At 36.0% G+C, this 23,507-nt stretch carries 13 protein-coding genes; 4 read left to right on the plus strand and 9 right to left on the minus strand.

The window, feature by feature from the left end:
- Positions 1-174 precede the first annotated feature (174 nt).
- The 5 genes from OD90_RS02085 to OD90_RS02105 form a co-directional block, all read right to left on the minus strand.
- Positions 175-3,627 (minus strand): pyruvate carboxylase, encoded by a 3,453-nt coding sequence (locus OD90_RS02085; protein ID WP_144665867.1) that lies wholly within the window; start codon positions 3,625-3,627, stop codon positions 175-177.
- A 159-nt stretch (positions 3,628-3,786) separates the two neighbouring features.
- Positions 3,787-5,604 (minus strand): acyl-CoA dehydrogenase family protein, encoded by a 1,818-nt coding sequence (locus OD90_RS02090; protein WP_144665869.1) that lies wholly within the window; start codon positions 5,602-5,604, stop codon positions 3,787-3,789.
- 50 nt (positions 5,605-5,654) lie between these two features.
- On the minus strand, positions 5,655-6,845 hold the full coding sequence (locus tag OD90_RS02095) for an acetyl-CoA C-acyltransferase (RefSeq protein WP_144665872.1): 1,191 nt from the start codon (positions 6,843-6,845) through the stop codon (positions 5,655-5,657).
- A 12-nt stretch (positions 6,846-6,857) separates the two neighbouring features.
- On the minus strand, positions 6,858-9,266 hold the full coding sequence (locus OD90_RS02100) for a 3-hydroxyacyl-CoA dehydrogenase/enoyl-CoA hydratase family protein (protein WP_144665875.1): 2,409 nt from the start codon (positions 9,264-9,266) through the stop codon (positions 6,858-6,860).
- A complete protein-coding gene (locus tag OD90_RS02105) occupies positions 9,266-9,721 on the minus strand; it encodes a MarR family winged helix-turn-helix transcriptional regulator (RefSeq protein WP_144665878.1) in 456 nt (151 codons plus the stop codon). The genes OD90_RS02100 and OD90_RS02105 overlap by 1 nt, the downstream gene beginning before the upstream one ends.
- Before the next feature lie 348 nt (positions 9,722-10,069).
- On the opposite strand from OD90_RS02105, the gene OD90_RS02110 reads away from it, so the two are divergent.
- The 3 genes from OD90_RS02110 (at position 10,070) to OD90_RS02120 (ending at position 15,632) form a co-directional block, all read left to right on the plus strand.
- Entirely contained in the window at positions 10,070-11,272 is a 1,203-nt protein-coding gene (locus OD90_RS02110; protein WP_144665881.1) for a sensor histidine kinase, read from the plus strand.
- Positions 11,273-11,469: 197 nt separating this feature from the next.
- Entirely contained in the window at positions 11,470-14,388 is a 2,919-nt protein-coding gene (locus OD90_RS02115; RefSeq protein ID WP_144665884.1) for a PEP/pyruvate-binding domain-containing protein, read from the plus strand.
- Entirely contained in the window at positions 14,388-15,632 is a 1,245-nt protein-coding gene (locus OD90_RS02120) for a serine hydrolase (protein ID WP_144665887.1), read from the plus strand. Before OD90_RS02115 ends, OD90_RS02120 begins: the two co-directional genes overlap by 1 nt.
- A gap of 5 nt (positions 15,633-15,637) precedes the next feature.
- On the opposite strand, the gene OD90_RS02125 is transcribed toward OD90_RS02120, so the two are convergent.
- The 4 genes from OD90_RS02125 to OD90_RS02140 form a co-directional block, all read right to left on the minus strand.
- Positions 15,638-18,460 carry an Npt1/Npt2 family nucleotide transporter gene (locus OD90_RS02125; RefSeq protein ID WP_144665890.1) on the minus strand — a complete coding sequence of 941 codons (2,823 nt, stop codon included), beginning with the start codon at positions 18,458-18,460 and terminating at the stop codon, positions 15,638-15,640.
- A 15-nt stretch (positions 18,461-18,475) separates the two neighbouring features.
- Positions 18,476-19,372 (minus strand): serine hydrolase, encoded by an 897-nt coding sequence (locus OD90_RS02130; RefSeq protein WP_144665893.1) that lies wholly within the window; start codon positions 19,370-19,372, stop codon positions 18,476-18,478.
- A gap of 162 nt (positions 19,373-19,534) precedes the next feature.
- On the minus strand, positions 19,535-21,226 hold the full coding sequence (gene ggt / locus OD90_RS02135) for a gamma-glutamyltransferase (protein WP_144665896.1): 1,692 nt from the start codon (positions 21,224-21,226) through the stop codon (positions 19,535-19,537).
- Positions 21,227-21,259: 33 nt separating this feature from the next.
- Positions 21,260-21,859 (minus strand): ACP phosphodiesterase, encoded by a 600-nt coding sequence (locus OD90_RS02140; RefSeq protein ID WP_144665899.1) that lies wholly within the window; start codon positions 21,857-21,859, stop codon positions 21,260-21,262.
- A gap of 207 nt (positions 21,860-22,066) precedes the next feature.
- Between OD90_RS02140 and glmM the strand changes: the two genes are divergently transcribed.
- On the plus strand, positions 22,067-23,455 hold the full coding sequence (gene glmM / locus OD90_RS02145) for a phosphoglucosamine mutase (RefSeq protein ID WP_144665902.1): 1,389 nt from the start codon (positions 22,067-22,069) through the stop codon (positions 23,453-23,455).
- Positions 23,456-23,507: the final 52 nt, after the last annotated feature.

Genomic DNA, 23,507 nt, shown 5'->3' on the forward strand with positions numbered 1-23,507 from the left:
TAGGATGCGTAGCGAGTTATGGGGATTTATATATTGACAACCCAGCGTTGATTAATAAAAGGGTTGCTAACAGTTAAACACTCCATAATTATCGTTATGAGATGACTCAATATGCCTAAAAAGAAGCCCCACCAAGGTATTGGTGAGGCTTTAAAACAATTTATTGTGTATATACTAGCTTATAGTAACCACAAGATCATCCTGTTGCACCATCTCACCTTCAGAAAGGATCACTGCAGAAACTTTTCCATCTTTAAAAGCAGTAACGGTTGTTTCCATTTTCATGGCTTCAATAATAAATAGAGGGTCGTTTTCTTTCACTTCTTGCCCTTTCTTAACCAATACTTTGTAAAGCAAGCCTTGAAGTGGAGCTCCTATCTGATCTTCATTTTCAGGATCAATTTTTTGATTTATTTCTTTCTTAATGTTCAAAGAGGCATCTAGAATCTCTACAAATCTATTTTCACCATTTACTTGGAAAAATACCGTACGCATTCCATCATCGTTAGGAATACTGATGGAAAGTAACTTAATAATAACTGTTTTGCCAGGCTCTAATTCTATAAGAATTTCTTCTCGCAATTTCATCCCGTAAAAGAAATTGGTGGTCGGTACCAATGCTAAATTTCCGTACTTCTTATAATTCTCATGTGCTTGCTCAAATACTTTTGGATACAACATATAAGATAAGAAATCCTCCATTTCTAATGGTCTCGTAAACCCTTTTTGAAATTTGCTAGTAAAGGCCTCAAATTCCTTATCAAAGTCTACAGGTGATAGATGCGCATTAGGTCGCTCACTATAAGCTTCTCTATTTTTTAGAATAATCTTTTGTAGTTCTTTTGGGAAACCGCCTACTGGCTGTCCTAAATCTCCTTTAAAGAAGTTTATAACAGATTCTGGAAAAGAGATTTCTTGTCCACGCTGCATTACATCTTCTGGTGTTAAATTATTAGTAACCATAAAGATGGACATATCACCCACTACTTTAGAGCTTGGTGTAACTTTGACTAAGTTGCCAAACATTTTATTTACGGCAGCATACATTTGCTTTACTTCAGAAAAACGATCTCCTAAGCCTAGTGCCGTAGCCTGCGGTCTCAAGTTAGAATATTGACCGCCCGGAATTTCGTGTTGAAATACTTCTGCTGTTCCCGCTTTTAAACCAGACTCAAACGGGTAATACAATTCTCGGGTGTCTTCCCAGAAATTTGAAAATTGATTTAACGATTTCATGTCAAATTGATGATCACGCTCTTGAAATTTCATCATCTCTACCACCGCATTGAAGTTGGGTTGAGAGGTAAGTCCAGATAACCCACCCAGCGCCACATCCACTACATCTACATTGGCCTCAATTGCTTTCAAATAGGTAGCCGTTTGTAATGACGACGTATCGTGTGTGTGTAAATGAATAGGAACATTTACTGTTTCTTTTAAAGCAGTAACCAATTCTGTAGCTGCATATGGTTTTAAAAGCCCTGCCATATCTTTAATTGCGATCATGTGGGCACCAGCGTTCTCTAGATCTTTTGCGAGCTGTAAATAGTACTCGAGGTTATATTTAGTCTGCTTAGTATTTAAAATATCGCCTGTGTAACTCATCGCCGCTTGCGCGATTCCTCCAGTGTTCTTACGTACATAATTCATACTAGGCTCCATTGCCTTTACCCAGTTTAATGAATCAAAAATGCGGAAGACATCTACACCGTTTTCCCAAGATTTGGTCACAAACTTTTCTATGAGATTATCTGGATACGCCTTATATCCTACACCATTAGAACCTCTTAATAACATCTGAAAAAGAATATTAGGAATTGCCTTTCTCAATTCACGTAATCGAGTCCAAGGACTCTCGTGTAAGAAACGCAGACAAACATCAAAGGTAGCACCTCCCCAAACTTCCATACTAAATGTATTTGCATGATTTTTTGCAAAACTTTCGGCCACTTTGAGCATATCATAGGTACGCATGCGTGTAGCTAGTAAAGATTGGTGCGCATCACGCATTGTAGTGTCTGTGTACTGAATTTGTTTTTCATCGAGAAGCCACTTGCAAAATTTCTCTGGTCCTAATTCAGTGAGAATATCTTTCGTACCCTTTGGAAAAGCTGCAGATTTCTCGAATACAGGAACTACTGGTGCTCTAAAAGCTTTTGTTTTGTCTTCAAACTTTACATCAGGATTACCGTTTACACTTACTTCTGCAAGAAACTGAACCACTTTAGAAGTTCTATCTTGAGAGAGTTTAATATCAAATAGGGCAGGAGTGTTCTGTATAAAATTCACAGTAGTTTCTCCTTTTCTAAAGGTATCGTGTTGAATGACATTTTGTAAAAAATGAATGTTAGTTTCAACACCACGTATTCTAAACTCTTTAAGAGCACGCACCATTTTACGTATGGCACCATCTAAAGTTCTTCCATGAGAAGAAACTTTTACTAGCATAGAGTCAAAAAATGGACTCACTTGATACCCTTGATAAATACTTCCCGCATCTAGACGTATACCCATTCCTGAGGCGCTACGATATGTAGTGATTTTACCGTAATCTGGTGTAAAATTTTTCTTAGGATCTTCCGTGGTGAGACGACATTGTATCGCATAGCCATACGTTGCGATAGACTCTTGATGATAGATTTTTATTTGCTTATCTGACAACTTATAACCCCCAGCAATAAAAATTTGAGATTTCACAAGGTCAATACCCGTTACCATCTCTGTGACGGTATGTTCTACTTGAATACGAGGATTTACTTCTATAAAGAAAATATTATCCTCTTGGTCTACAAGAAACTCAACCGTACCTATATTATTGTAATTCACTTCCTGAGCTATAGCAACAGCGTGCTCATGTAGTTTTGTGGTTACCTCTTTTGATACATTGAAAGAAGGTGCCATCTCAACTACCTTCTGGTGTCTACGTTGTACAGAACAGTCACGTTCATGTAGATGACGTATGTTTCCATGAGCATCTGCCACAATTTGCACCTCAATATGCTTTGGATTCTCCACATATTTTTCGAGAAACATAGTATCATCCCCAAAAGCATTTAAAGCTTCGTTTTTTGCAGAATCAAAACTTAATTGTAAATCTTGTTTATTGCGTATAATACGCATCCCACGACCTCCACCACCAGAGGCGGCTTTAAGCATTAAAGGATACCCTATTCTATTTGCTTCTTCAATTGCTATAGAAAGTGTGGTTAAGTCCATTTTATTACTTTCAATAATAGGGACCTTACACTTTTCTGCTACTTTTTTAGCTGTAATTTTATCACCTAAGGCATCCATTACTTCTGGCTCTGGGCCTATAAAAATAATTCCATTTGCTGCACATTTGCGGGCAAATTCAGAATTTTCAGATAAAAATCCATACCCAGGATGAATTGCGTCAACATTTTTCGCTTTAGCGAGATCAATAATTTGATCCATATCTAAATACGGCTTAAGCGGCTCATTATCATTACCTATCTGGTACGCCTCATCGGCTTTGTGACGGTGCTGTGAGTACCTATCTTCATAGGTAAATATGGCGACAGTAGCTATATTGAGTTCTGTACACGCACGTAATACTCGTATGGCAATTTCACTACGGTTGGCAACTAAGACTTTTTTAATCTTCATAATTGTTTTCAATGGTTTTACGAAAACGTTATCGTAAATGAATATAAAAAAAGGTTACTTCTTATGGGAAGTAACCTTTAGGCATTGTGACCGTTACGCTTTCGCGAAAGCGTAATTATCAGTTTGTACTTTGTATAGTTTATCTATCACAGTATTTGTTTAAGCATCATAACGATACTTGCCACTCTCTTCTAAGTCTGCAGCAATTGTATTTCTAAGTGCTACTACATTAGGCATATTTGCATACTTTGTAAATCGCTTAAGACCCATCAACATCATACGCTGTTCATCGCCTTCGGCAAAAGAAACAATAGCTTCTTTAGCCTTAGTAGAAATAATATCTACAGCATTATATAAATACAATTGAGTCATTGCAATTTGCGCTTTTTGAGAATCCTCTCCAGAACGCTTTGCATTTTTCTCAGTGCGTAATAATGCACTTTCTGCCATATACACTTGAATAAGAATATCAGAGGCAGCCATTAATAATTGCTGGTGCTCCTCTAGTTGTGGTCCAAATTTCTGAACTGCACTACCTGCTACCATTAAGAATACTTTCTTAAGTTTTCCTATCAATTCTTTTTCTTCTGCAAATAACTCACTGTAATCTGGTGTGTCAAAAGATGGAATACCCATTAATTCTTCTCCTACCGCTGTTGCTGGCCCTAGAAGATCTACATGACCTTTCATGGCTTTCTTTACAAGCATTCCTACAGCTAGCATACGGTTAATTTCATTGGTACCTTCGTAAATACGAGCAATACGTGCATCACGCCATGCAGACTCCATTGGAGTATCTGCACTAAAGCCCATCCCACCAAAAATCTGTATACCTTCATCACTACAAGCTTGCACGTGCTCAGATACCGCTACTTTGAGAATAGAACATTCAATAGCATATTCTTCTACACCTTTGAGTTCTGCTTCTTGGTGAGTATTACCCGCTGCCTCACGCATTGCAATACGGTCTTCAATGTTTTTTGCAGCACGATATGAAGCAGATTCATCTACATAAGCATTAGTCGCCATTGTAGCTAGTTTACTTTTTATTGCACCAAAGTTGATAATAGGTGTTTTAAACTGCACACGCTCTTTTGCATATGTGAGGGATTCATTAATCACACGACGTTGTGCTTCTAGACAAGCGGCAGCAAGTTTAATACGTCCTACATTTAATGCGTTCATGGCAATTTTAAACCCATTACCACGCTCAGAAAGCATATTTTCTACAGGAACCACGCAGTCATTAAAAAATACCTGACGGGTAGAAGAGGAATGTATTCCTAATTTCTTCTCTTCATCACCTAAAGTGATTCCATTAGAAGGATCATTCTCTACAATAAATCCTGTAATATTCTTATCATCTTCGATACGTGCAAATACGATAAAGAGATTACAAAAACCAGCATTAGAAATCCACATTTTCTGTCCAGAAATCTTATACGATTTGCCATCTTCAGATAAAACAGCTTTCGTTTTACCAGAGTTTGCATCAGATCCAGCTCCTGGCTCTGTTAAACAGTATGCACCAAACCACTCACCTGTAGCAAGTTTAGGTACGTATTTCATTTTCTGCTCTTCGTTACCGTAAAGGGTAATAGGCATTGTTCCGATACCTGTATGTGCTCCAAATGCTGTACTAAAAGAACCAGTTGCTCCAGAAATATAGTCACAAACAAGCATTGTAGACACAAAGCCCATTCCTAATCCATCATATTTTTCTGGTACTGCTACACCTAATAACCCAAGTTCACCTGCTTTACGCATTGTTTCTTCAGTGTAGGCATAATCTTTTTGTTCAAATCGCTCCCAGTGTGCCCATAACTCACGATCTACAAACTCTTTTGTAGATTCACGCATCATGCGCTGCTCTTCATTAAAGTCTTCCATTGTGAAAACATCTTCACAAGCGGTTTCCTTTACAAGAAACTGACCTCCACGTAGTATATCTTTTTGTTCTGCTGCTTCTGTGCTCATTTTTTATTGGTATTTAATTCGCTTTCGCTAAAATTTTAGTTTGTATTCAATTATTTAAGGAATTCATAAATCCCAGCTGCTCCTTGACCTGTACCTACACACATTGTAACCATACCGTATTTACCAGTCATATCACGCTTGCGCATCTCGTCAAAGAGTTGAACAGATAATTTTGCTCCCGTACATCCTAATGGGTGACCAAGGGCTATAGCCCCTCCGTTTACATTTACGATATCTTGATTAAGATCTAGCTCTCTCATCACCGCTAATGATTGTGAAGCAAAAGCTTCATTAAGCTCAATTAATTCAATATCCTTTTGCTGTAGTCCTGCTTGCTTCAAAGCTTTTGGAATGGCAGCTACAGGACCTATTCCCATAATTCTAGGTGGTACACCTGCTGCAGCATAATTTACCATACGTGCAATAGGCTCAAGATTTAATTCTTTTACCATTTCCTCACTCATCACAAGTACAAAAGCAGCACCATCACTCATTTGTGATGAGTTACCCGCAGTTACACTTCCGTTTGCGGCAAAAACAGGTCTTAATTTATTAAGTACAGCAGTATTAGTTCCAGCACGTGGACCTTCGTCCTTAGTTACTGTATAAGAGCGTGTATCTTTCTTACCATTTGCGTTGATAAAATTTTCATCCACTTTAATTGGTACAATCTGATCTTGAAAACGATCTTCTGCAAGTGCTTTTAAGGCTTTAACATGGGAGTTGTAAGCAAATTCATCTTGATCTTCGCGAGATACATTAAATTCATTTGCAACAGCCTCAGCCGTGTTTCCCATTCCCCAGTAATAATCTTCATGGCCACCTTTTACAATGTCGTAGTTCAATTCTGGTTTGAAACCTGTCATAGGAACAGATGACATAGACTCTGCTCCACCAGCTATGATACAGTCTCCCATACCCGCTTGTATTTTTGCAACTGCCATACCAATAGTTTCTATTCCTGACGAACAAAAACGGTTTACCGTTACCCCAGGAACATCAACAATATCTAATCCCATTAGAGAGATAAGACGTGCCATATTTAATCCTTGAGATCCTTCTGGCATTGCGTTACCTACAATCACATCATCGATGCGCTTCTTATCAAAATTAGGTAGCTCGTTCATCATATATTCGATGGTTTCTGCTGCTAATTCGTCTGCTCTTTTGAATCTGAATACGCCTTTGGGTGCTTTCCCAACGGCCGTTCTATATGCTTTAACTATATAAGCTGTTTTCATAGTTTCTTTTTCTTAATTTCTTAAAGGCTTTCCTTTTTTCAACATGTGCTCAAGACGCTCTAGCGTTTTACGCTCACCTGTAAGCGACAAAAATGCTTCACGTTCTAGATCTAGTAGGTACTGCTCAGATACTTTAGTAGGCTCTGATAGATCTCCACCCGCCATTACGTATGCTAGTTTATCTGCAATCTTACGGTCATGCTCAGAGATATAGTGACTTGCTTGCATAGAATCTGTTCCTACTAAGAACATACCTAGTGCTTGTTTTCCTAACACAAGTACATCATTGCGTTTTACTGGCTGTGTATAACCTTGGTCTGCCATCTGTTTAGCAATAGCTTTTGCAGTTGCAATCTGTCGGTTCTTATTTACTACGACTATATCTTTACCAGGTTTTAAAATATTAGTATCATAAGCTTCATATGCAGAAGTAGACACTTTTGCCATACCGATAGTTAAAAAGTGCTCTTGAAGTACATTTAATTGTACATCTCCTTTGTCAAACCTGTCTGAAGCTCTCAAAGCCATTTCCTTAGAACCGCCACCGCCAGGAATCACTCCAACGCCAAATTCAACCAGTCCTATATATGATTCTGCTGCTGCAACCACTCGGTCTGCATGTAATGTCATCTCACATCCACCACCTAAGGTCATTCCATGAGGAGCAACTACAGTTGGGATTGCAGAGTAGCGCAAACGCATACAGCTATCTTGAAAATATTTGATTGCAGCATTGAGCTCATCATATTCCTGCTCAACTGCCATCATAAAAATCATCCCAATATTTGCACCAACAGAGAAGTTAGGTCCTTGGTTACCTACCACTAGTCCAGCGAAATCTTTTTCGGCAAGATCAATTGCTTTGTTAAGACCAGCGAGTACGTCACCACCTATTGAATTCATTTTAGATTGGAATTCCACATTAAGAATACCATCTCCTAAATCTTGTACAGAAACACCTGAGTTTTTAAATACCTCTGTGTTTTTACGTATATTATCTAAGATGATGAAGCTGTCTTGTCCTGGTATTTTAGTTTCCGCTTTCGCGAAAGCGTCCCAGAAATAAGTAGCGCCTTCTTTAATAGAGTAAAAGCTCTTTCTTCCAGAATCTAACATTTCAGTAACCCATGAAGCAGGTTCAAGACCCTCAGCTATCATAAGCTCAATACCTTTATCTACACCAATGGCATCCCAAATCTGGAATGGTCCGTGTTCCCAACCAAAACCAGCTCTCATAGCGTCATCTATTTTATAGAGCTCATCTGTAATTTCTGGAATTCTGTTTTGCACATAAGCAAAAAGGTGAGCAAAAGATTTTCGGTAAAATTCTCCTGCTTTATCTTTTCCTTTAATAAGTACTGGAAAACGATCTGCTACCTTATCTATCGTTTTTGTTAATTCTAACGTGGCAAATTTTGCACGCTTACCTTCACGATATTCTAATGTATCTAGGTCTAATGAAAGAATCTCAGTCTTTCCTTTATCATTTTTGGTCTTCTTGTAAAAACCTTGGCCAGTTTTTGAACCTAGCCATTTGTTTTCCATCATTGTTTCAATGAAACCTGGTAAGGCAAATAATTCCTTACGCTCATCATCTGGACAATTTTCTGCAATACCGTTTGCAACATGAACAAGTGTATCTAAACCAACAACGTCTACCGTGCGGAAGGTTGCAGATTTAGGACGACCTATAACAGGTCCAGTAAGTTTATCAACCTCTTCAATAGTCATTCCCATATCCTTCACGGTGTGGAAAAGTGACATAATAGAGAAAATACCAATACGGTTTCCAATGAATGCTGGTGTGTCTTTTGCAACAACAGAAGTTTTACCTAAGAATTTCTCACCATACTCATTTAGGAAATCTAAAACCTCTTGGTCTGTTTTAGGACCAGGAATGATTTCAAATAATTGTAAATAACGTGCTGGGTTAAAGAAGTGCGTCCCACAGAAGTGTTTTTGGAAATCTTCACTACGACCCTCAGACATGAATTTAATAGGAATACCAGATGTATTTGAAGTAATGAGCGTACCTGGAGTTCTATGTTTCTCAAGGTTTTCAAATACTTGCTTTTTGATATCAAGTCTTTCAACTACCACTTCTATAATCCAATCTACATCTTTAACCTTTGAAATATCATCTTCAAGATTTCCCGTAGTTATACGATTTGCAAAAGATTGACTGTAAATAGGAGAAGGCTTACTCTTTAATGCCGCAGTAAGTGCATCATTTACAATTCGGTTACGTACTACCTTATCTTCTAAGGTAAGACCTTTTGCTTTTTCTTTGTCGTTTAGTTCGCGTGGTACAATGTCCAATAATAGCACATCAACACCAATATTTGCAAAATGACAAGCAATACCGCTTCCCATTATTCCACTACCGATGACGGCTACTTTTCTTATTCTTCTTTTTGCCATTATTTTAGTATAGTTTCTTTTTGGTTAAATACTCTTCTGTTTTGAATGAGATCATTAATAACATCAATTACCTCATAAAAATGATTTACTTTTTCTTCTGAAATATTATTTCTAACTGCTGCGTTAAATGTTTTAACTCTGCTTTTTGAAAAATCTCTTTTTTCGATTCCAAATTCAGTTAAATGAATTAGAACACCTCTTCCATCTGCTGGATTAGGTTTACGGACTATAAGCCCTCTTTCTTCCATAGTTTTAAGTGTTCGAGAAAGGGAAGTAGCTTCCATACCCATTTTAGGTCCTAGTGCTGTAGAGGGAGTTCCTTCATCTGGGTCAATACTGAGAAGTGCAAATCCTACTGCCATTGTCGTATCAAATTGAGCAGCTTGCTCATTATACATTTTCATTACCGCTTGCCAAGTAGCCCGTAAACAGTAATCGATAGTTTTATCTTTCATAAACTAAATACAGAAATAGAATGTAAAGATACATAAATTTGTTATGCATGCATAGTACCTAAGTTTATTTTTTAGTAAGATATTGAGAATGTGGGAATTTGATTGTAAAAAAAATAATAAATGTTTAAATTTAGAGGTGATTTAATACAGATATGAAAATTAGATACATTGTAATGAACCATCAAATTCAATGTGTTTTAGTTAAATTCAAAAATTTTACCTTCATGGTGTCTGATAAGACTATCAAATTATTTAATAACGTTAACATCCTTTAAGAAAACAGCATACCTTTGACATAGATTTAGGAATAGTTCAACTTAAAAATCCAAAATCTTTAAAAATTCGCCAATGATTTCTCCTGTAACACCCTATAATGAGAATGATCGCCTAAGGAAATTACATAGTTTAGAGATTCTTGATACCTCTGAAGATATCGATTATGATCACATTACACTATTAGCGTCTTATATTAGCAAGATGCCAGTAGCCTTGATTACTTTAGTAGATAAAGACAGACAATGGTTTAAATCGAAAGTAGGTCTTACAGCTTGCGAAACGACAAGAGATAGTTCATTTTGTGGACATGCTATACTAAACCCGCAAGAGATTTTAATTATTCCTGATGCACGTAAAGACTTGCGCTTTGTAGATAACCCACTCACGAAACTTGATAAGCCCGTTATTTTCTATGCAGGTGTACCATTACTTACTAAAGAGGGGCTAGCAATGGGTTCACTTTGTGTGATTGATCACAAGCCTAATAAGCTTAATGAACAACAACTTAGTGCTTTAAAAAACCTTGGAAAACAAGTAGAACGTCTTTTTGAACTTCGTTTTTTAAATAAAGAATTACAGGCTACAAAAGAGAGCTTGATTACTCATAATGATTTACTAAAAGATTTTGCAGGGACCGTGTCACATGATTTAAAAATGCCACTTGCAAATTTAATAATTACATCAGATATTCTAAAAAAGAAGTATGATACTCAACTAGATGATAGTGGAAAAAAGTATCTTAATTATCTCAAAAAATCCTCGTTATCAATGAGTACGTATATAACAAATATACTAGCTCATTACGAAAGTTCTGCTTATAATAAATCTGATACACATAGTTTTCAGCTCAATGACATGTTAGAAGATCTTGTAGACCTTTTAGACATCAAATTTGAGTGTGAAGTCCACCTTCCTGAAGAGAATTTTGAAATAAAATGTAACCGTACAGCATTAGAACAAATTTTTCTTAACCTTATCGGCAATAGTTTAAAATACAATGACAAAGAACACACGGTGATAAAAATTAATGCAGAAGAGAAAAAGAATCTATATCAGTTTAGTATTGAGGATAATGGAAGGGGTATTGAAAAAGAGAAAGTTGAAAGTATTTTTTCACTCTTTAGTACTATAGGGCATTTGGATCGTAATGGAGAAAAAGGTCATGGGATAGGACTATCAACAGTTCAAAAGCTAGTAAACACATTAGGTGGAACTATCAAAGTGTCTTCAGATTTAGGCTCCTATACCGAGTTTATATTTACAATTGCGAAGTAAGTTACTTACGCGATTTTTTTAGTAGCGTTCAGAATTAATATCTCTTTGCGAATTTTCACTATACATAATAGACTAAAGATTTAAGTTATTCAATCTATCAGTTATAATAAAGTTAACAGTAGTGATAGACCGCTGTTATAAAGTTATTTTTACGACATAAAAATACTTTATTTAACTCATTATATACTATTTGTTCTATGTTTAAAATCACACATAGCATCACTTTTTTACTTCTTTTTCTTTTCATTTTACCTATCCAAGCACAAGATCTTCCGGTAAGTTCAATTAAGAAAAAGATTGAATTCTATAAAAATAATTACAGAGGACCTTACAAGAAAATTGAATGGTTTTGTGAAGATGGTACCCTACGTGAAGCTCGCGACCCTTGTCCAGATAGTATTGGAGGAGGAATTCAGCATGCAAGCTATCGAGATGACCTTATAGAGTTAGGAGAGGAGCAGCATCTTTACTTTGCAGATATACTTGCCAATAGTGATCGGTCTGAATTTTGGGATATGACAAATGATCATAGCCGGATCAAACAGTACCAACTAGCGAGATACCTAGCGAGTGTAGACGATGGTTGGGTACAGCGTAAATCTCAATTTTATAGAGGAGCTATACAATCTGAAGATGAAGAAGCTTGGGGTGTAGAGTTTTATGAGTGGCTCCTGAGATCTGATGTTCGCTTACGCGAAAATTACTACCTGTTGAGACAGACGTTACGGGATATTCCACATGATGGCGATAGCAATATTGCACAGCGCATGCGTAGTGAATCTAAAATTCTCGCAGAAGAGTATCCTAAATTTATGGAAGCTCGTATTAAGATACATGGAAAACCAAGCGTTAGTGACATACAGATGGTGCAACAATTTCGCGAAGAACATGCAGATGATTTAAGTGATGATCTAAAAAAGCAGTTTAATAAGTTAGAAGAAACACTAGCCGAATTTTACCAGCCTATTAACTTTAAGGAGTTACAGAAACAGGTAGATAGAATTTCAGTTAAAAATAAACTAACCGAGGGTATTACAGATTTCTTAACCAACAGTGGGAGAGATGCTTCTGCAGAAAAGTTAGTACCACAAATTGCAGATATTCTTTGTCTTATAAGACAAGACATTCAAACGCTCGATAGGGGTAGTGATCGTCTCACTATGTTAGATTTATCAAATGAACTTGAAGATATTTTATTAATAAAGACACAAGAATGGCAGCCACAAAAACTTAAAGAATTATTACTCAAAATTCAATCTCTGGGATATGCTGCTACAGGTACTGGATTATTAGAAATGAATGAATGGGCTGCAGTAGAGCAATATCTCATTGCAGACAGTTATCATAATGATAGAAGTGTAGCTCAACTCAACGATTTTTTAACAACCTCGAGGGGTGTAGTAGAATGGAGTGCGTCTCAGGTAAAGGCTAATTATCAAGAGATCGTCGAGAGGTATGCCTCGTTTGAGCCTAAAGCTCTTGGTTTTATTGATGATCGTGTTCGATCTTCTGTTGCCTTAGATTTGGGCGAGAGCGTGAGTAAATTAGGCGCATTTATAGCAAAATATTCTGGTTTAGAAAATCAAGTAATGGATATTGACAATCAGTCATCTGTTCGAGGTCTCAATCCTGGCTATGCTTACGGCGAACTCGTTGTGGTTAAAGGTTCTCCAGAAAATGTAGAAGTCAACACTCAAAAAATATACGTTTTTGAGAGACCACCTTCAGATTTAAAACCTGTAGCTGGTATCCTAACCGTTTCTGAAGGAAACTTAGTTTCGCATGTTCAATTACTAGCCAGAAACCTTGGTATTCCTAACGCCGCACTCTCACAAGACAATCTCCAAGATTTAGAAAAATATAATGGGGAATATGTGTTTTATGCGGTTTCAAATAAAGGAAGTGTTATTATTAAAGGTGAGGATGAGATAACTAAAGAAGAAAAAGCGTTATTCACAAAAAAACAACGTAGCATCAGCCAAGTAACTGTACCTGTTGAAAATATTGAACTTGATAAAAAGGCAATCATTAATATGAGAGATCTAGATGCAAGCGCTTCTGGAAAACTTGTAGGTCCCAAAGCTGCAAACTTAGGGCAACTCAAAAAAATGTTTCCAGATCAGGTAGTTGAGGGATTAGTGATTCCTTTCGGGATTTTCAAAGATCATATGGACCAGAAAATGAGCGGTTATGATGGCTCTTATTGGGAATTTTTAAATACCGCTTTCGCGAAAGCGGATCAAATGAAAAAATCTGGGGTATCCTCAAGAGAAATCGAAACATTTCAATTAGCTGAATTAGAACGCTTACGGGGTGCTATAAAAACCATGACACTTAAACCGAGTTTTGTTCAAAATTTACGCAAGGACTTTAGAACTGTTTTCAAATCTTCGTTAGGACAAACTCCTGTTTTTTTACGAAGCGATACAAACATGGAAGACCTTGAAGAATTTACAGGAGCAGGTCTCAATCTAACATTGTTTAATATTCTTGATGAGGATAAAATTTTAAACGGTATTAAAGATGTTTGGGCATCACCTTATACAGAGCGTAGTTTCAAATGGAGACAACAGTACTTAAGTAACCCAGAAAATGTATTCCCGTCTATTCTTATCATACCATCTGTAGATGTTGACTATAGCGGAGTAATGATTACCAAGGGGATCAATATGGGTACAGATGAAGATCTTACCATTGCTTTTTCAAGAGGAGCAGGAGGAGCTGTAGATGGGCAAGCTGCAGAAACTAGGCTTGTGACAACTACTGGAGACAGGTTATTATCACCCGCTCGTCAAGCAGACTATATAAGACTACCTTCTAAAGGTGGCGTAGCAAAGAAAATTGCAACTTTTGACAAACAAATTCTAAATACTAAAAATATTGAAGATATTAGAAAAATTGCAGAGGCCATACGTACCAGACTTCCAGAAATGACAGGTTCTGATTATGATGGCGCATACGATGTGGAATTAGGTTTCGAAAATAATAAGCTATGGCTTTTCCAAATACGTCCATTTGTGGAGAATAAGACAGCTAAAACATCTGAATATCTAGAATCTATATCACCAAAAATTGATAATGAATTTTTAATAACCTTAGACGCACCCATTAAATAATGAAAACACTTCCTATACTAGCATTAATTGCCATTACAACATTGTTAACATCATTTATATATCCCATTGACGGTTATGATACGACTGGAATAAAAAGATTATACCGACTTCAAAAAATGGAGAAGGACAGTATCGATAATAAACGAATTCCAGATGGTGCTTATTTAAAATTAAAAGATATTAAACTTAATTTGCTTTCGCGAAAGCAAGATTCTTTAAATACTTTACTTGTTGAAGATCCCGATTTTGCTCGAAAAATAGCTAGAATAACACCTGGAGGAAACTATTCTCTCGCTGTGATGGATATGACTAATCCAGATAGTTTATTATATGCTGCACATAGAGAGAACAATGGGTACCAGCCTGGAAGTGTTGGGAAAATTGCTGTATTAGCAGGATTCTTTGACCAGCTTGCAAAAGTTTATCCTGATAATTTTGAGTTACGTACAGGACTCATGTGTAATAAACGCGTAACATCTAGATACTGGGGAACAGGTGATCATCATACAATTCCTGTTTATGATATAGAAAAAGATAAACTTACAAAGCGACGTGTGGTAGCGAGTGATGAATTTTCATTATACGAATGGGCAGATCATATGGTATCTGTTAGTAATAACGGTGCAGCAAGTGTATTATATCGTGAAACGATGTTACTAGATGCTTTTGGAAAAGCATATGCAGATTTAACTGAAGAAGAAGCTGAGAATTATTTTATTGATACTGAAAGAGATTCTCTAACTAGTCAAGCAAATAGAGTTGTAAATCAGCCATTGCGAGATATCGGAATTTCTGAGGACGAATGGAGACTAGGAGGGATGTTTACACGTCCAGCAGGAAAATATGTTGGTCGTCAGGGTGGAAGCATAGGTTCTCCTAAAGGGCTTATGAAGTTTCTTGTAGCTTTAGAGCAAGGAAATGTTATAGATGAAAAAAGTTCATTAGAAATGAAGCGTCTTTTATATATGACAGATAGACGTATACGTTATGCGGCATCACATCAACTAGATGATGCTGCTGTATATTTTAAATCTGGTAGTTTTTACAAATGTGATCGCAATAAAAATCCAAACTGTGGCGATTATGCAGGTAACGTCTTTAATTACATGAACTCAGTAATTATTGTTGAACATCCTAACGGAAAAAAATACATTGTGTGTTTAATGACTAATGTTCTAAATAAAAATAGTGCTGGTGCTCATATGTACCTCGCAAGTAGCATTGATAAAGTGATTAATCCTTAGGTTGCTTAGGAGCCAAGAGTCTCTAAAACGTGTAATGCCAGTGATCTGAGCTTTGGATCTTTATGCTTTTTTAAATAACTAATGACAGGTATATATTGCTTGTCATTTTTTATTTTTATAAGATGTAGCATTGCTACTTTCATAGGCTTACTGCGCTTATTGAGCAAGATTTTAATAATATCGTTTTCGGGAATAATTTCTAATTCATAAGAAGCTGTATCTGTTCTTGTGGCATCAATAATATTGAATTCTAACAGTGGCAAAATTTTACTTTTGAGCTTGATATGTAATAAATTATCTAAAAATTCTATCGCATTTATCTTAGCTTCTGCAGTATCGCTTTTTAAACCGTAATAGGCAGCTGAGATATCTTCTTGATTATATCTAAGACTTAATAAGGCAAAAATACTTTCTAGGCTTGCATCTAGTTGGTTTCGAAGTAATGAAACAATAGATTCTCTTGCTACTAAGAGGTCTTGTTGATTGTGGGTAATGTTGTGAATAGTGGATTTGTTTATTAAATCATTAAAAGTAGCAATGGCATTTATAGTAGTTTGGTAGTAGGTACTTTCTCTGAGAATATGACGTGTGATCTTTCGCTTATCTATAGAAAGAATAGGATTTTCTAAGAGTAATTTTTTTATTGATTTTGAGGCGCGTCTTCTTGTGATTACATCTTTACTAGATAAAAATTTATACAATATACCAACTGAACTTTGTGTCTTAAAAGTGGCTACAACCTTAGGAAGATATCTCCTTACTTCTGTTGATAGCAGTTCTTCAGTATCTAACCTTAATATAGTTTTGTTAATTTCAGGCCCATACATGGAAAGGCTTTTAATAGCTACCTTGCGTACTTTTTTATCGTCAAGAAACTGCAATAGATGTCCAATAAATAATGGATCTGTAGTGATACCAGCAGCTTTAATGGCGCTTTTAATAACTTTAGTATTTTTATTATTAAAATGGACTGAGATAAAGTAATAATAATCTTTAATTCCAGAATTACCTATGGTAAGTAACAATTCACTAGTGTCTTGTACATTTTTTAAGCCTTCAGGGGTAGATAAACTATCTATTTGATTCCGTATTCTATTTCTAAGTTCAAATTTTTGTGCAAGTTTGCTATTTGAACGAGAGTCTTCTGCTAAGCATAATAATGCGGCAGACGATATTTTTTGATTGGGGTGATTTAAATAAGAATTGAATAGCGTATCATCTGCTATTTTTGTATGATGTAATAGATATTGCAATGCTCTATAGACTACCTCATCGTTATCTGAAACCAATAGTGTCTTCACTTTTTCAAGCGCAGTATTTTCTTGGTAAAAGTATAATTGTTCGAGAATTGCAATTTGAATTTTTGGAGATTCGTGATGTAACAATGATAATATTTGTGGTCTCAAAGGTTTTAAACGAGCATTAGATAATCTATTGAGCAGTGTAAGAATTTCTTCTTCAGATCCATTTTGTAATATCTTCCTAGCGCTCGTTATAGTCCCTTCTTTTTGTAATTTTCGTCTTGAGGAAGCATCATTGTATAGCAAGCTCTGTAAATTACTTCTAAAAGATTCAAAGTAAGCATCACGTAATTTATAAATTAGAATCAACCAGATAAAGAGAAAAAATAGAATGAGAATGGTCACATAAGTGGTGTCTAACTCCATTCCTTTAATCACAAATATGAGCAAACACCCTGCGAGTCCCGTTGCAACACTATCTACAACAATGTCTATAAAAGATTTAGCTTGGTTTTTAATAGGGTAGGGAATGGGAAGTATAGAAAGTTCTGCCGCCGCTTTATTTATGGACTGTTTAAAACTTCCATCGAGCCCTTTAATTATAATTAAAACCCACAGTTCTGGGACGGTTAGAAATAACAGACAACCCAGCGCTATTCCTAGGGGTAAAATGAGCATGGTACTTGTTACTCCCAGATAACTTAAAACTTTATTTGTAACAAATAACTGTATAAGAAGAGCTATTACATTAAAAGACGAAAACCAAAAACCTAAAAATGAAGCTAACTCATCTGAATCCGGGATGGCACGATGCGCAAAATCACTGAATTGAAAATCGACTAATTTTGCAACAACAACACTTACACCAATAATAAGCGCTAGAAATAATAAGTGATTAGATTTTATAATAAGCTGGAAAGCATTTTTGTCAGGAGAAGATTTCTCGTGTAATTTCTTGCGTCTAGCATATACAGACAGCTCTTTTAGGCGTAATTTCCATATATGTGAGAGTATAGGGATGCAAGCTATTATAAAAATTGCTGCAATTAGAATGGAAATCTTATTTCCAAAATTAGACGAAATAAATGTCGTTAGGTAACCTCCAAAAATTCCCCCTGCAATGGCACCCGCACCTATAAAACCAAATAATCTTTTTGCCTCACGGGCATTATATACCATATTTGCTAGAATCCAAAATTGAGAGGTTACAATTACCGCAAAAAGTGATATGAGAACGTAGTAAAAATAAAGTACCCACTGCTCTAAGAATCTGTAATGTAATGCTATACTTAAGATTACAAAAAACAAGGAGAAGGTAATAAGGGTAAGCGTTGCTATTTTTTTGAAGGAGTATTTTTTTAAAGCAGTTGTGTAAAAGTAACTGCTCAAAACAGCTACTACAGCCACCATTAAATATCCGTAAGGAAGTCTTTCTGCACCAAGAGCAGAAAGAAATAAAGCGTTAACCGTTGGCTTTACAATTAATAAAACAGTAATGACCAAAAAGATATAGAGTTGCATAAAAAAAGAGATGGTAATTTCTCCATCTCTTATATCAAAAGCTCTTTTATATAATCTTTTCAGCATAGATATCAATAAACCTTAATTATAAGCTAAAGAACGGGATTTTTTCATAACTTTCTCTAAAGGAATTACTAAATCTCGAACAATTTGTTCACCACGATTATCATCTACTAAGGCTACTAAAATATATTTACGTTTAGGTCCCCATACAAGTACAGAATCAGAGTGATAACTTCTCCAAGACCCAGATTTCCTGTATAAATCAGCTTTCGGAGCAATTTTATCTAAAGTATTTACAAATTTATGGTGTAAAGCAGGATCTTTCATGATTTCTAGCATTTCTTCAGAGCGCTCAGGGCTCACTAGGTTACCCATTACAAGTTGATAGTAAAAACTACATACTTGACGTGTAGTGGCTGCGTGACTTAAACCTTTAAGAGGTTCTGGATTACGTTTTCCTCCAGCAGCATATCTTTTACCAACCCATAGACCTCCACCTACTTCTTCATCATATAATTTAAGTTGGTCACTTCTCAATACAGATTCGATTTTTTTATAGCCTACACGATCAATCATACGTGTTGAGGCTTGATTATTTGATTTTGAAATCATGAGTCGCATATCTTTACGTACTTCATTAGTGTCTTTTAACTCTCCTTTATCTATAGCATCCATAGCAGCAAGAAGAATAGCAATTTTAGGTAAGCTAGCGGCATACATCATGAATGTGTCATTGATTCCCGCATATTCTACGTTATCAATATTACTCAAGTCAACAATACCAATCGAGAGTTTATTTGTTTTAACTAATTGCTTCCAAGTAGCATTCTTGTTAATCTCCTGCAATAAAAGCTCCTCAAGAATAGGACTTTGATGTGTTGAAAGGGGATCTACATTTTCAACATCGAGAGGAAGACTTTGTCCAAAAGAAAAGCCAGCAAAAAGCAATAAGATGATCAGTTGTAAGTATTTCATAATTTTTTTTTTCGAACACATAGTATACAAAAACGCTGCCAAAGATAAGCAGGAGTACTGTTAAACCTCTCTACAACGTTTATATATTATAATAATTTTGTGAATAGTGGTTAATCGCAATACATAGATGTTAAATATTTTAATTAATTGATATTTAATAATTTAGAAACCTAGTGCAGTATCATCTCCACGCTTATCTGCACCACCTTCTAATGATCCGTTTGGTAAAACCAATATGCCATCTACTTTACCAATAACTGGCGCATCTTCCTTATTTATTTGATAACCTTTAAATTCTAGCCTGTTCAACACTTGATGATCGAAGCTTTCTGGCTCTACCATAATAACATCTGGTAACCACTGGTGATGAAAGCGAGGTGCATTTACTGCTTCCTGCATCCCCATATTAAATTCGTGTACGTTAAGGATAGTTTGTAATACAGATGTGATTATTGTAGATCCCCCTGGCGTACCAACGCTCATCCAAAGTTTTCCATCTTTCTCTACTAGAGTGGGTGTCATACTAGATAACATTCGTTTTTCTGGACGTATTGCGTTTGCCTCTGCTCCTAATAACCCAAACATATTAGGTACACCTGGTTTACTAGAGAAATCATCCATTTCATTATTTAAGAAAAAGCCTAGTTCATCAACATATAATTTAGAGCCATATGCACCATTAAGTGTTGTTGTAACTGCGACTGAATTACCAAATTGATCTACGATAGAGTAGTGGGTTGTTTCCATACTTTCATAAGAAGGAATGACTCCATGTTGAAGACTTTCTGAAGGAGTCGCTTTTTTCCATGAAAAAGTATTCATTCTATTTTTGTTGTAAGCATCAGAGATCAAAGTGTCTACGGGTATACTGACAAAGTCTGGATCTCCCAAATAAAAGCTACGATCTGCATAAGCCCTACGTTCTGCCTCTGATACAAGTTGTATCATTTTTTCTGTATTATGACCGTATTGAGACACATCATAAGGCTCTATAGATTTAAAAATTTGTGCCAGACACACTCCTCCAGAAGAAGGTGGACTCATGGATATAATTCTCAAGTCGTCATAATTAAAAATGATAGGCTCTCTCCACTTTGCTTCGTAGGCCTTTAAATCTTCTAAGGTCATTATCCCACCTTTAGATTGGATATATGCCACCATTTTCTCACCAGTTTCTCCACCATAAAATTCAGATTTACCATTGCTTACAATTCTGCTCAAAGTTTCTGCAAGAGCATTGTTTTTGATGATATCTGCTTTCGCGAAAGCAGTACTATACAACATAGTACTATCCTTGTTAACTCTATTAAAAACAGCACTATACTCTTTAAATCTTACTGCTTGCTTCTCCGTAACTTTATATCCATTGCGTGCTAGTTCAATGACTGGCTGTAAAATGTCTTCAATAGGCATAGATCCAAATTTTTCATGAGTTGCAAAAATCCCTGCTATAGTTCCAGGAACTCCTACCGCCAGACCTCCTTCTGTACTCAGATCTGGAATTACGTTTCCTAGACTATCTAAATACATATTCTTAGACGCTTTTTTAGGAGCTTTCTCACGATAATCTAGCGCACCCACACTGCCATCTGCTAGACGATATACCATAAAACCACCTCCTCCAAGATTACCAGCATACGGATAGGTAACAGCAAGCGCCATTGCAGTACCTACCATTGCATCAAAAGCATTACCGCCTTTCATCATGATGTCTTTACCTATTTGTGAAGCCTCTGCTCTTGCAGACACAACCATAGCCTTTTCTGTAATTAGTCCTCTTTTAATCTCGTGTGCTTTTTCTGTTTTACACGCAATAAGCATTAATAAAATAAAAAGTAAATGAAGGTTCTTCATAGCAATGTATGTAATAATTTTAACCACTTCAACTTAACTAAAGGAGCGATTGATTTCTATTTTTTTTTCTGTTATAAAAATGATGAGCTCATTAAAAAAAAGTGTAAATTCAGTTTCAAACTCTTGATAGTGTGCTTTTAAATCTTCAATAGATTGGTCCATTGCCACTCTTTTCTTCGTACGGATGTTCATGTTGTACAGTACCGTCTCAATACCTTTTAATGTAGCATAACTCAATAACCAATTTTGTTCAATCATTGGCACCATCATTTTCTGTATACGTGGTGTAAGTAGCTCATAGTGATTTTTTAAGGATGTATAAAAGTCAGTCACATATAAAGCTAGTGGATCGTGATGGTATTTCTCCCAGTTTTTGGCCAAAAAGTGATCGTAAAAAATATCTACAATAACTCCAGAGTAATGACCATACTTTCCATGTAGTTTTTTTGTGCTTTGCTTTACAATAGGATGACTGTCTGTATATGTATCAATCCAACGATGTATGAGGATACCTTTTTGTATTTCTAGAGGGTAATTCAAATATTTCTTACCCTTTATTCCATCTGCCATAAAATTGCCAATGGTTTCTAAGGTAAGACCGTCAGTGAGATAGATATGGGCTAGAAAATTCATATATAGCCAAGTTACTGCATGTGGAGTAAAATATTCAAATTTAAGAGGTAGAAATTTAAATAGTTGGAGCTAATAGGGAAAGTATGCTTTCGCGAAAGCGTATTGCGTATGATAATTTCAATTTTGTAAATCTCTAGCTAATAATTCAAATGTTAAATCTTTATTTTTGTGGTTGATTAAAAATTCTAGACTAGAACAATACTTTTTATGACATTAATAAAATCAATTTCAGGAATACGTGGAACCATTGGAGGTCGTACAGGTTCAAATTTGACACCTATAGACGCCGTAAAATTTGCGGCAGCATATGGTACATGGCTCAAAAAGGATAGAAATAAGGAAAAATATCGTGTAGTGGTGGGTAGAGATGCTCGTATTTCTGGAGAAATGATCCAGGAACTCGTAATGAACACCCTCATCGGGATGGGAATTCATGTAATAGATCTTGGGCTTTCTACAACGCCTACAGTAGAGGTGGCTGTGCCTTTAGAACATGCAGATGGTGGTATTATTCTAACAGCATCACACAATCCAAAACAGTGGAATGCTTTAAAACTCTTGAATAGCAAAGGTGAATTTTTAAATGGAGTAGAGGGAGAGAAAATTTTAAATTATGCAGATACAGAAGATTTTGATTTTGCAGAAGTAGACGATTTAGGACAAAAAACAATTAATGAAGCCTATATTGATATTCATATAGACGAAGTTCTTGCGCTTGATCTTGTAGATGTAGGTGCTATTAAAGCTGCTAAATTTAAGGTGGTAGTAGATGGTGTTAATTCTACCGGTGGCATAGCAATACCACGATTATTAGAAGAACTGGGTGTGCAAGCGGTTAAGCTTTATTGTACTCCTAATGGTGAATTTCCACACAACCCTGAGCCATTAAAAGAACACTTAGGAGACATTTGTAAACTGGTAGTAGAGGAAAATGCAGATTTTGGAATCGTAGTAGATCCAGATGTAGACCGTCTAGCATTTATTGATGAAAAGGGGGAGATGTTTGGAGAAGAGTATACACTGGTTGCTTGTGCAGATTATGTTCTAGGAGAAACTAAGGGAAATACCGTTTCAAACCTTTCATCGTCTAGAGCATTAAGAGATATCACACGTAAGCATGGTGGAGAATATTATGCGGCTGCAGTAGGAGAAGTGAACGTGGTTGATAAAATGAAAGAAGTTGACGCTGTTATAGGAGGAGAGGGCAATGGAGGTATTATTTACCCTAGCTCACACTATGGGCGTGATAGCTTAGTAGGTACCGCACTTTTTCTTACGCATTTGGCTAAGTTAAAAATGTCTGTAAGTGCATTGAAAGAAAGCTATCCTCCTTATTTTATGAGTAAGCAAAAAATACAATTAACTCCAGAATTGGATGTAGATGACTTATTGAAGAAAATAGCAGATAAATACGCTAACGAAGATATATCTACCATTGACGGGGTTAAAATTGATTTTGAAAATCATTGGGTACATCTCCGTAAATCTAATACAGAACCTATTATAAGAATTTATACAGAAGCATCAACTCAAGAAGATGCAGATCGTATCGCAAATGAAATGATACATGAGATAAAGCAAGTAGCAGGGATATAAGAACTCATCCTTACTAATAGTATAACAATTTAAATCCTCTTACGATATGTCT

It is taken from the genome of Dokdonia sp. Hel_I_53 (assembly GCF_007827465.1).
Lineage (GTDB): Bacteria > Bacteroidota > Bacteroidia > Flavobacteriales > Flavobacteriaceae > Dokdonia.

Coding starts and splice junctions, on each gene's coding strand:
- OD90_RS02110 (WP_144665881.1), top strand. CDS start 10,070: ATGATTTCTCCTGTAACACCCTATAATGAGAATGATCGCCTAAGGAAA.
- OD90_RS02130 (WP_144665893.1), bottom strand. CDS start 19,372: ATGAAATACTTACAACTGATCATCTTATTGCTTTTTGCTGGCTTTTCT.
- OD90_RS02100 (WP_144665875.1), bottom strand. CDS start 9,266: ATGGCAAAAAGAAGAATAAGAAAAGTAGCCGTCATCGGTAGTGGAATA.
- OD90_RS02140 (WP_144665899.1), bottom strand. CDS start 21,859: ATGAATTTTCTAGCCCATATCTATCTCACTGACGGTCTTACCTTAGAA.
- glmM (WP_144665902.1), top strand. CDS start 22,067: ATGACATTAATAAAATCAATTTCAGGAATACGTGGAACCATTGGAGGT.
- OD90_RS02115 (WP_144665884.1), top strand. CDS start 11,470: ATGTTTAAAATCACACATAGCATCACTTTTTTACTTCTTTTTCTTTTC.
- OD90_RS02090 (WP_144665869.1), bottom strand. CDS start 5,604: ATGAGCACAGAAGCAGCAGAACAAAAAGATATACTACGTGGAGGTCAG.
- OD90_RS02085 (WP_144665867.1), bottom strand. CDS start 3,627: ATGAAGATTAAAAAAGTCTTAGTTGCCAACCGTAGTGAAATTGCCATA.
- ggt (WP_144665896.1), bottom strand. CDS start 21,226: ATGAAGAACCTTCATTTACTTTTTATTTTATTAATGCTTATTGCGTGT.
- OD90_RS02105 (WP_144665878.1), bottom strand. CDS start 9,721: ATGAAAGATAAAACTATCGATTACTGTTTACGGGCTACTTGGCAAGCG.
- OD90_RS02125 (WP_144665890.1), bottom strand. CDS start 18,460: ATGCTGAAAAGATTATATAAAAGAGCTTTTGATATAAGAGATGGAGAA.
- OD90_RS02095 (WP_144665872.1), bottom strand. CDS start 6,845: ATGAAAACAGCTTATATAGTTAAAGCATATAGAACGGCCGTTGGGAAA.
- OD90_RS02120 (WP_144665887.1), top strand. CDS start 14,388: ATGAAAACACTTCCTATACTAGCATTAATTGCCATTACAACATTGTTA.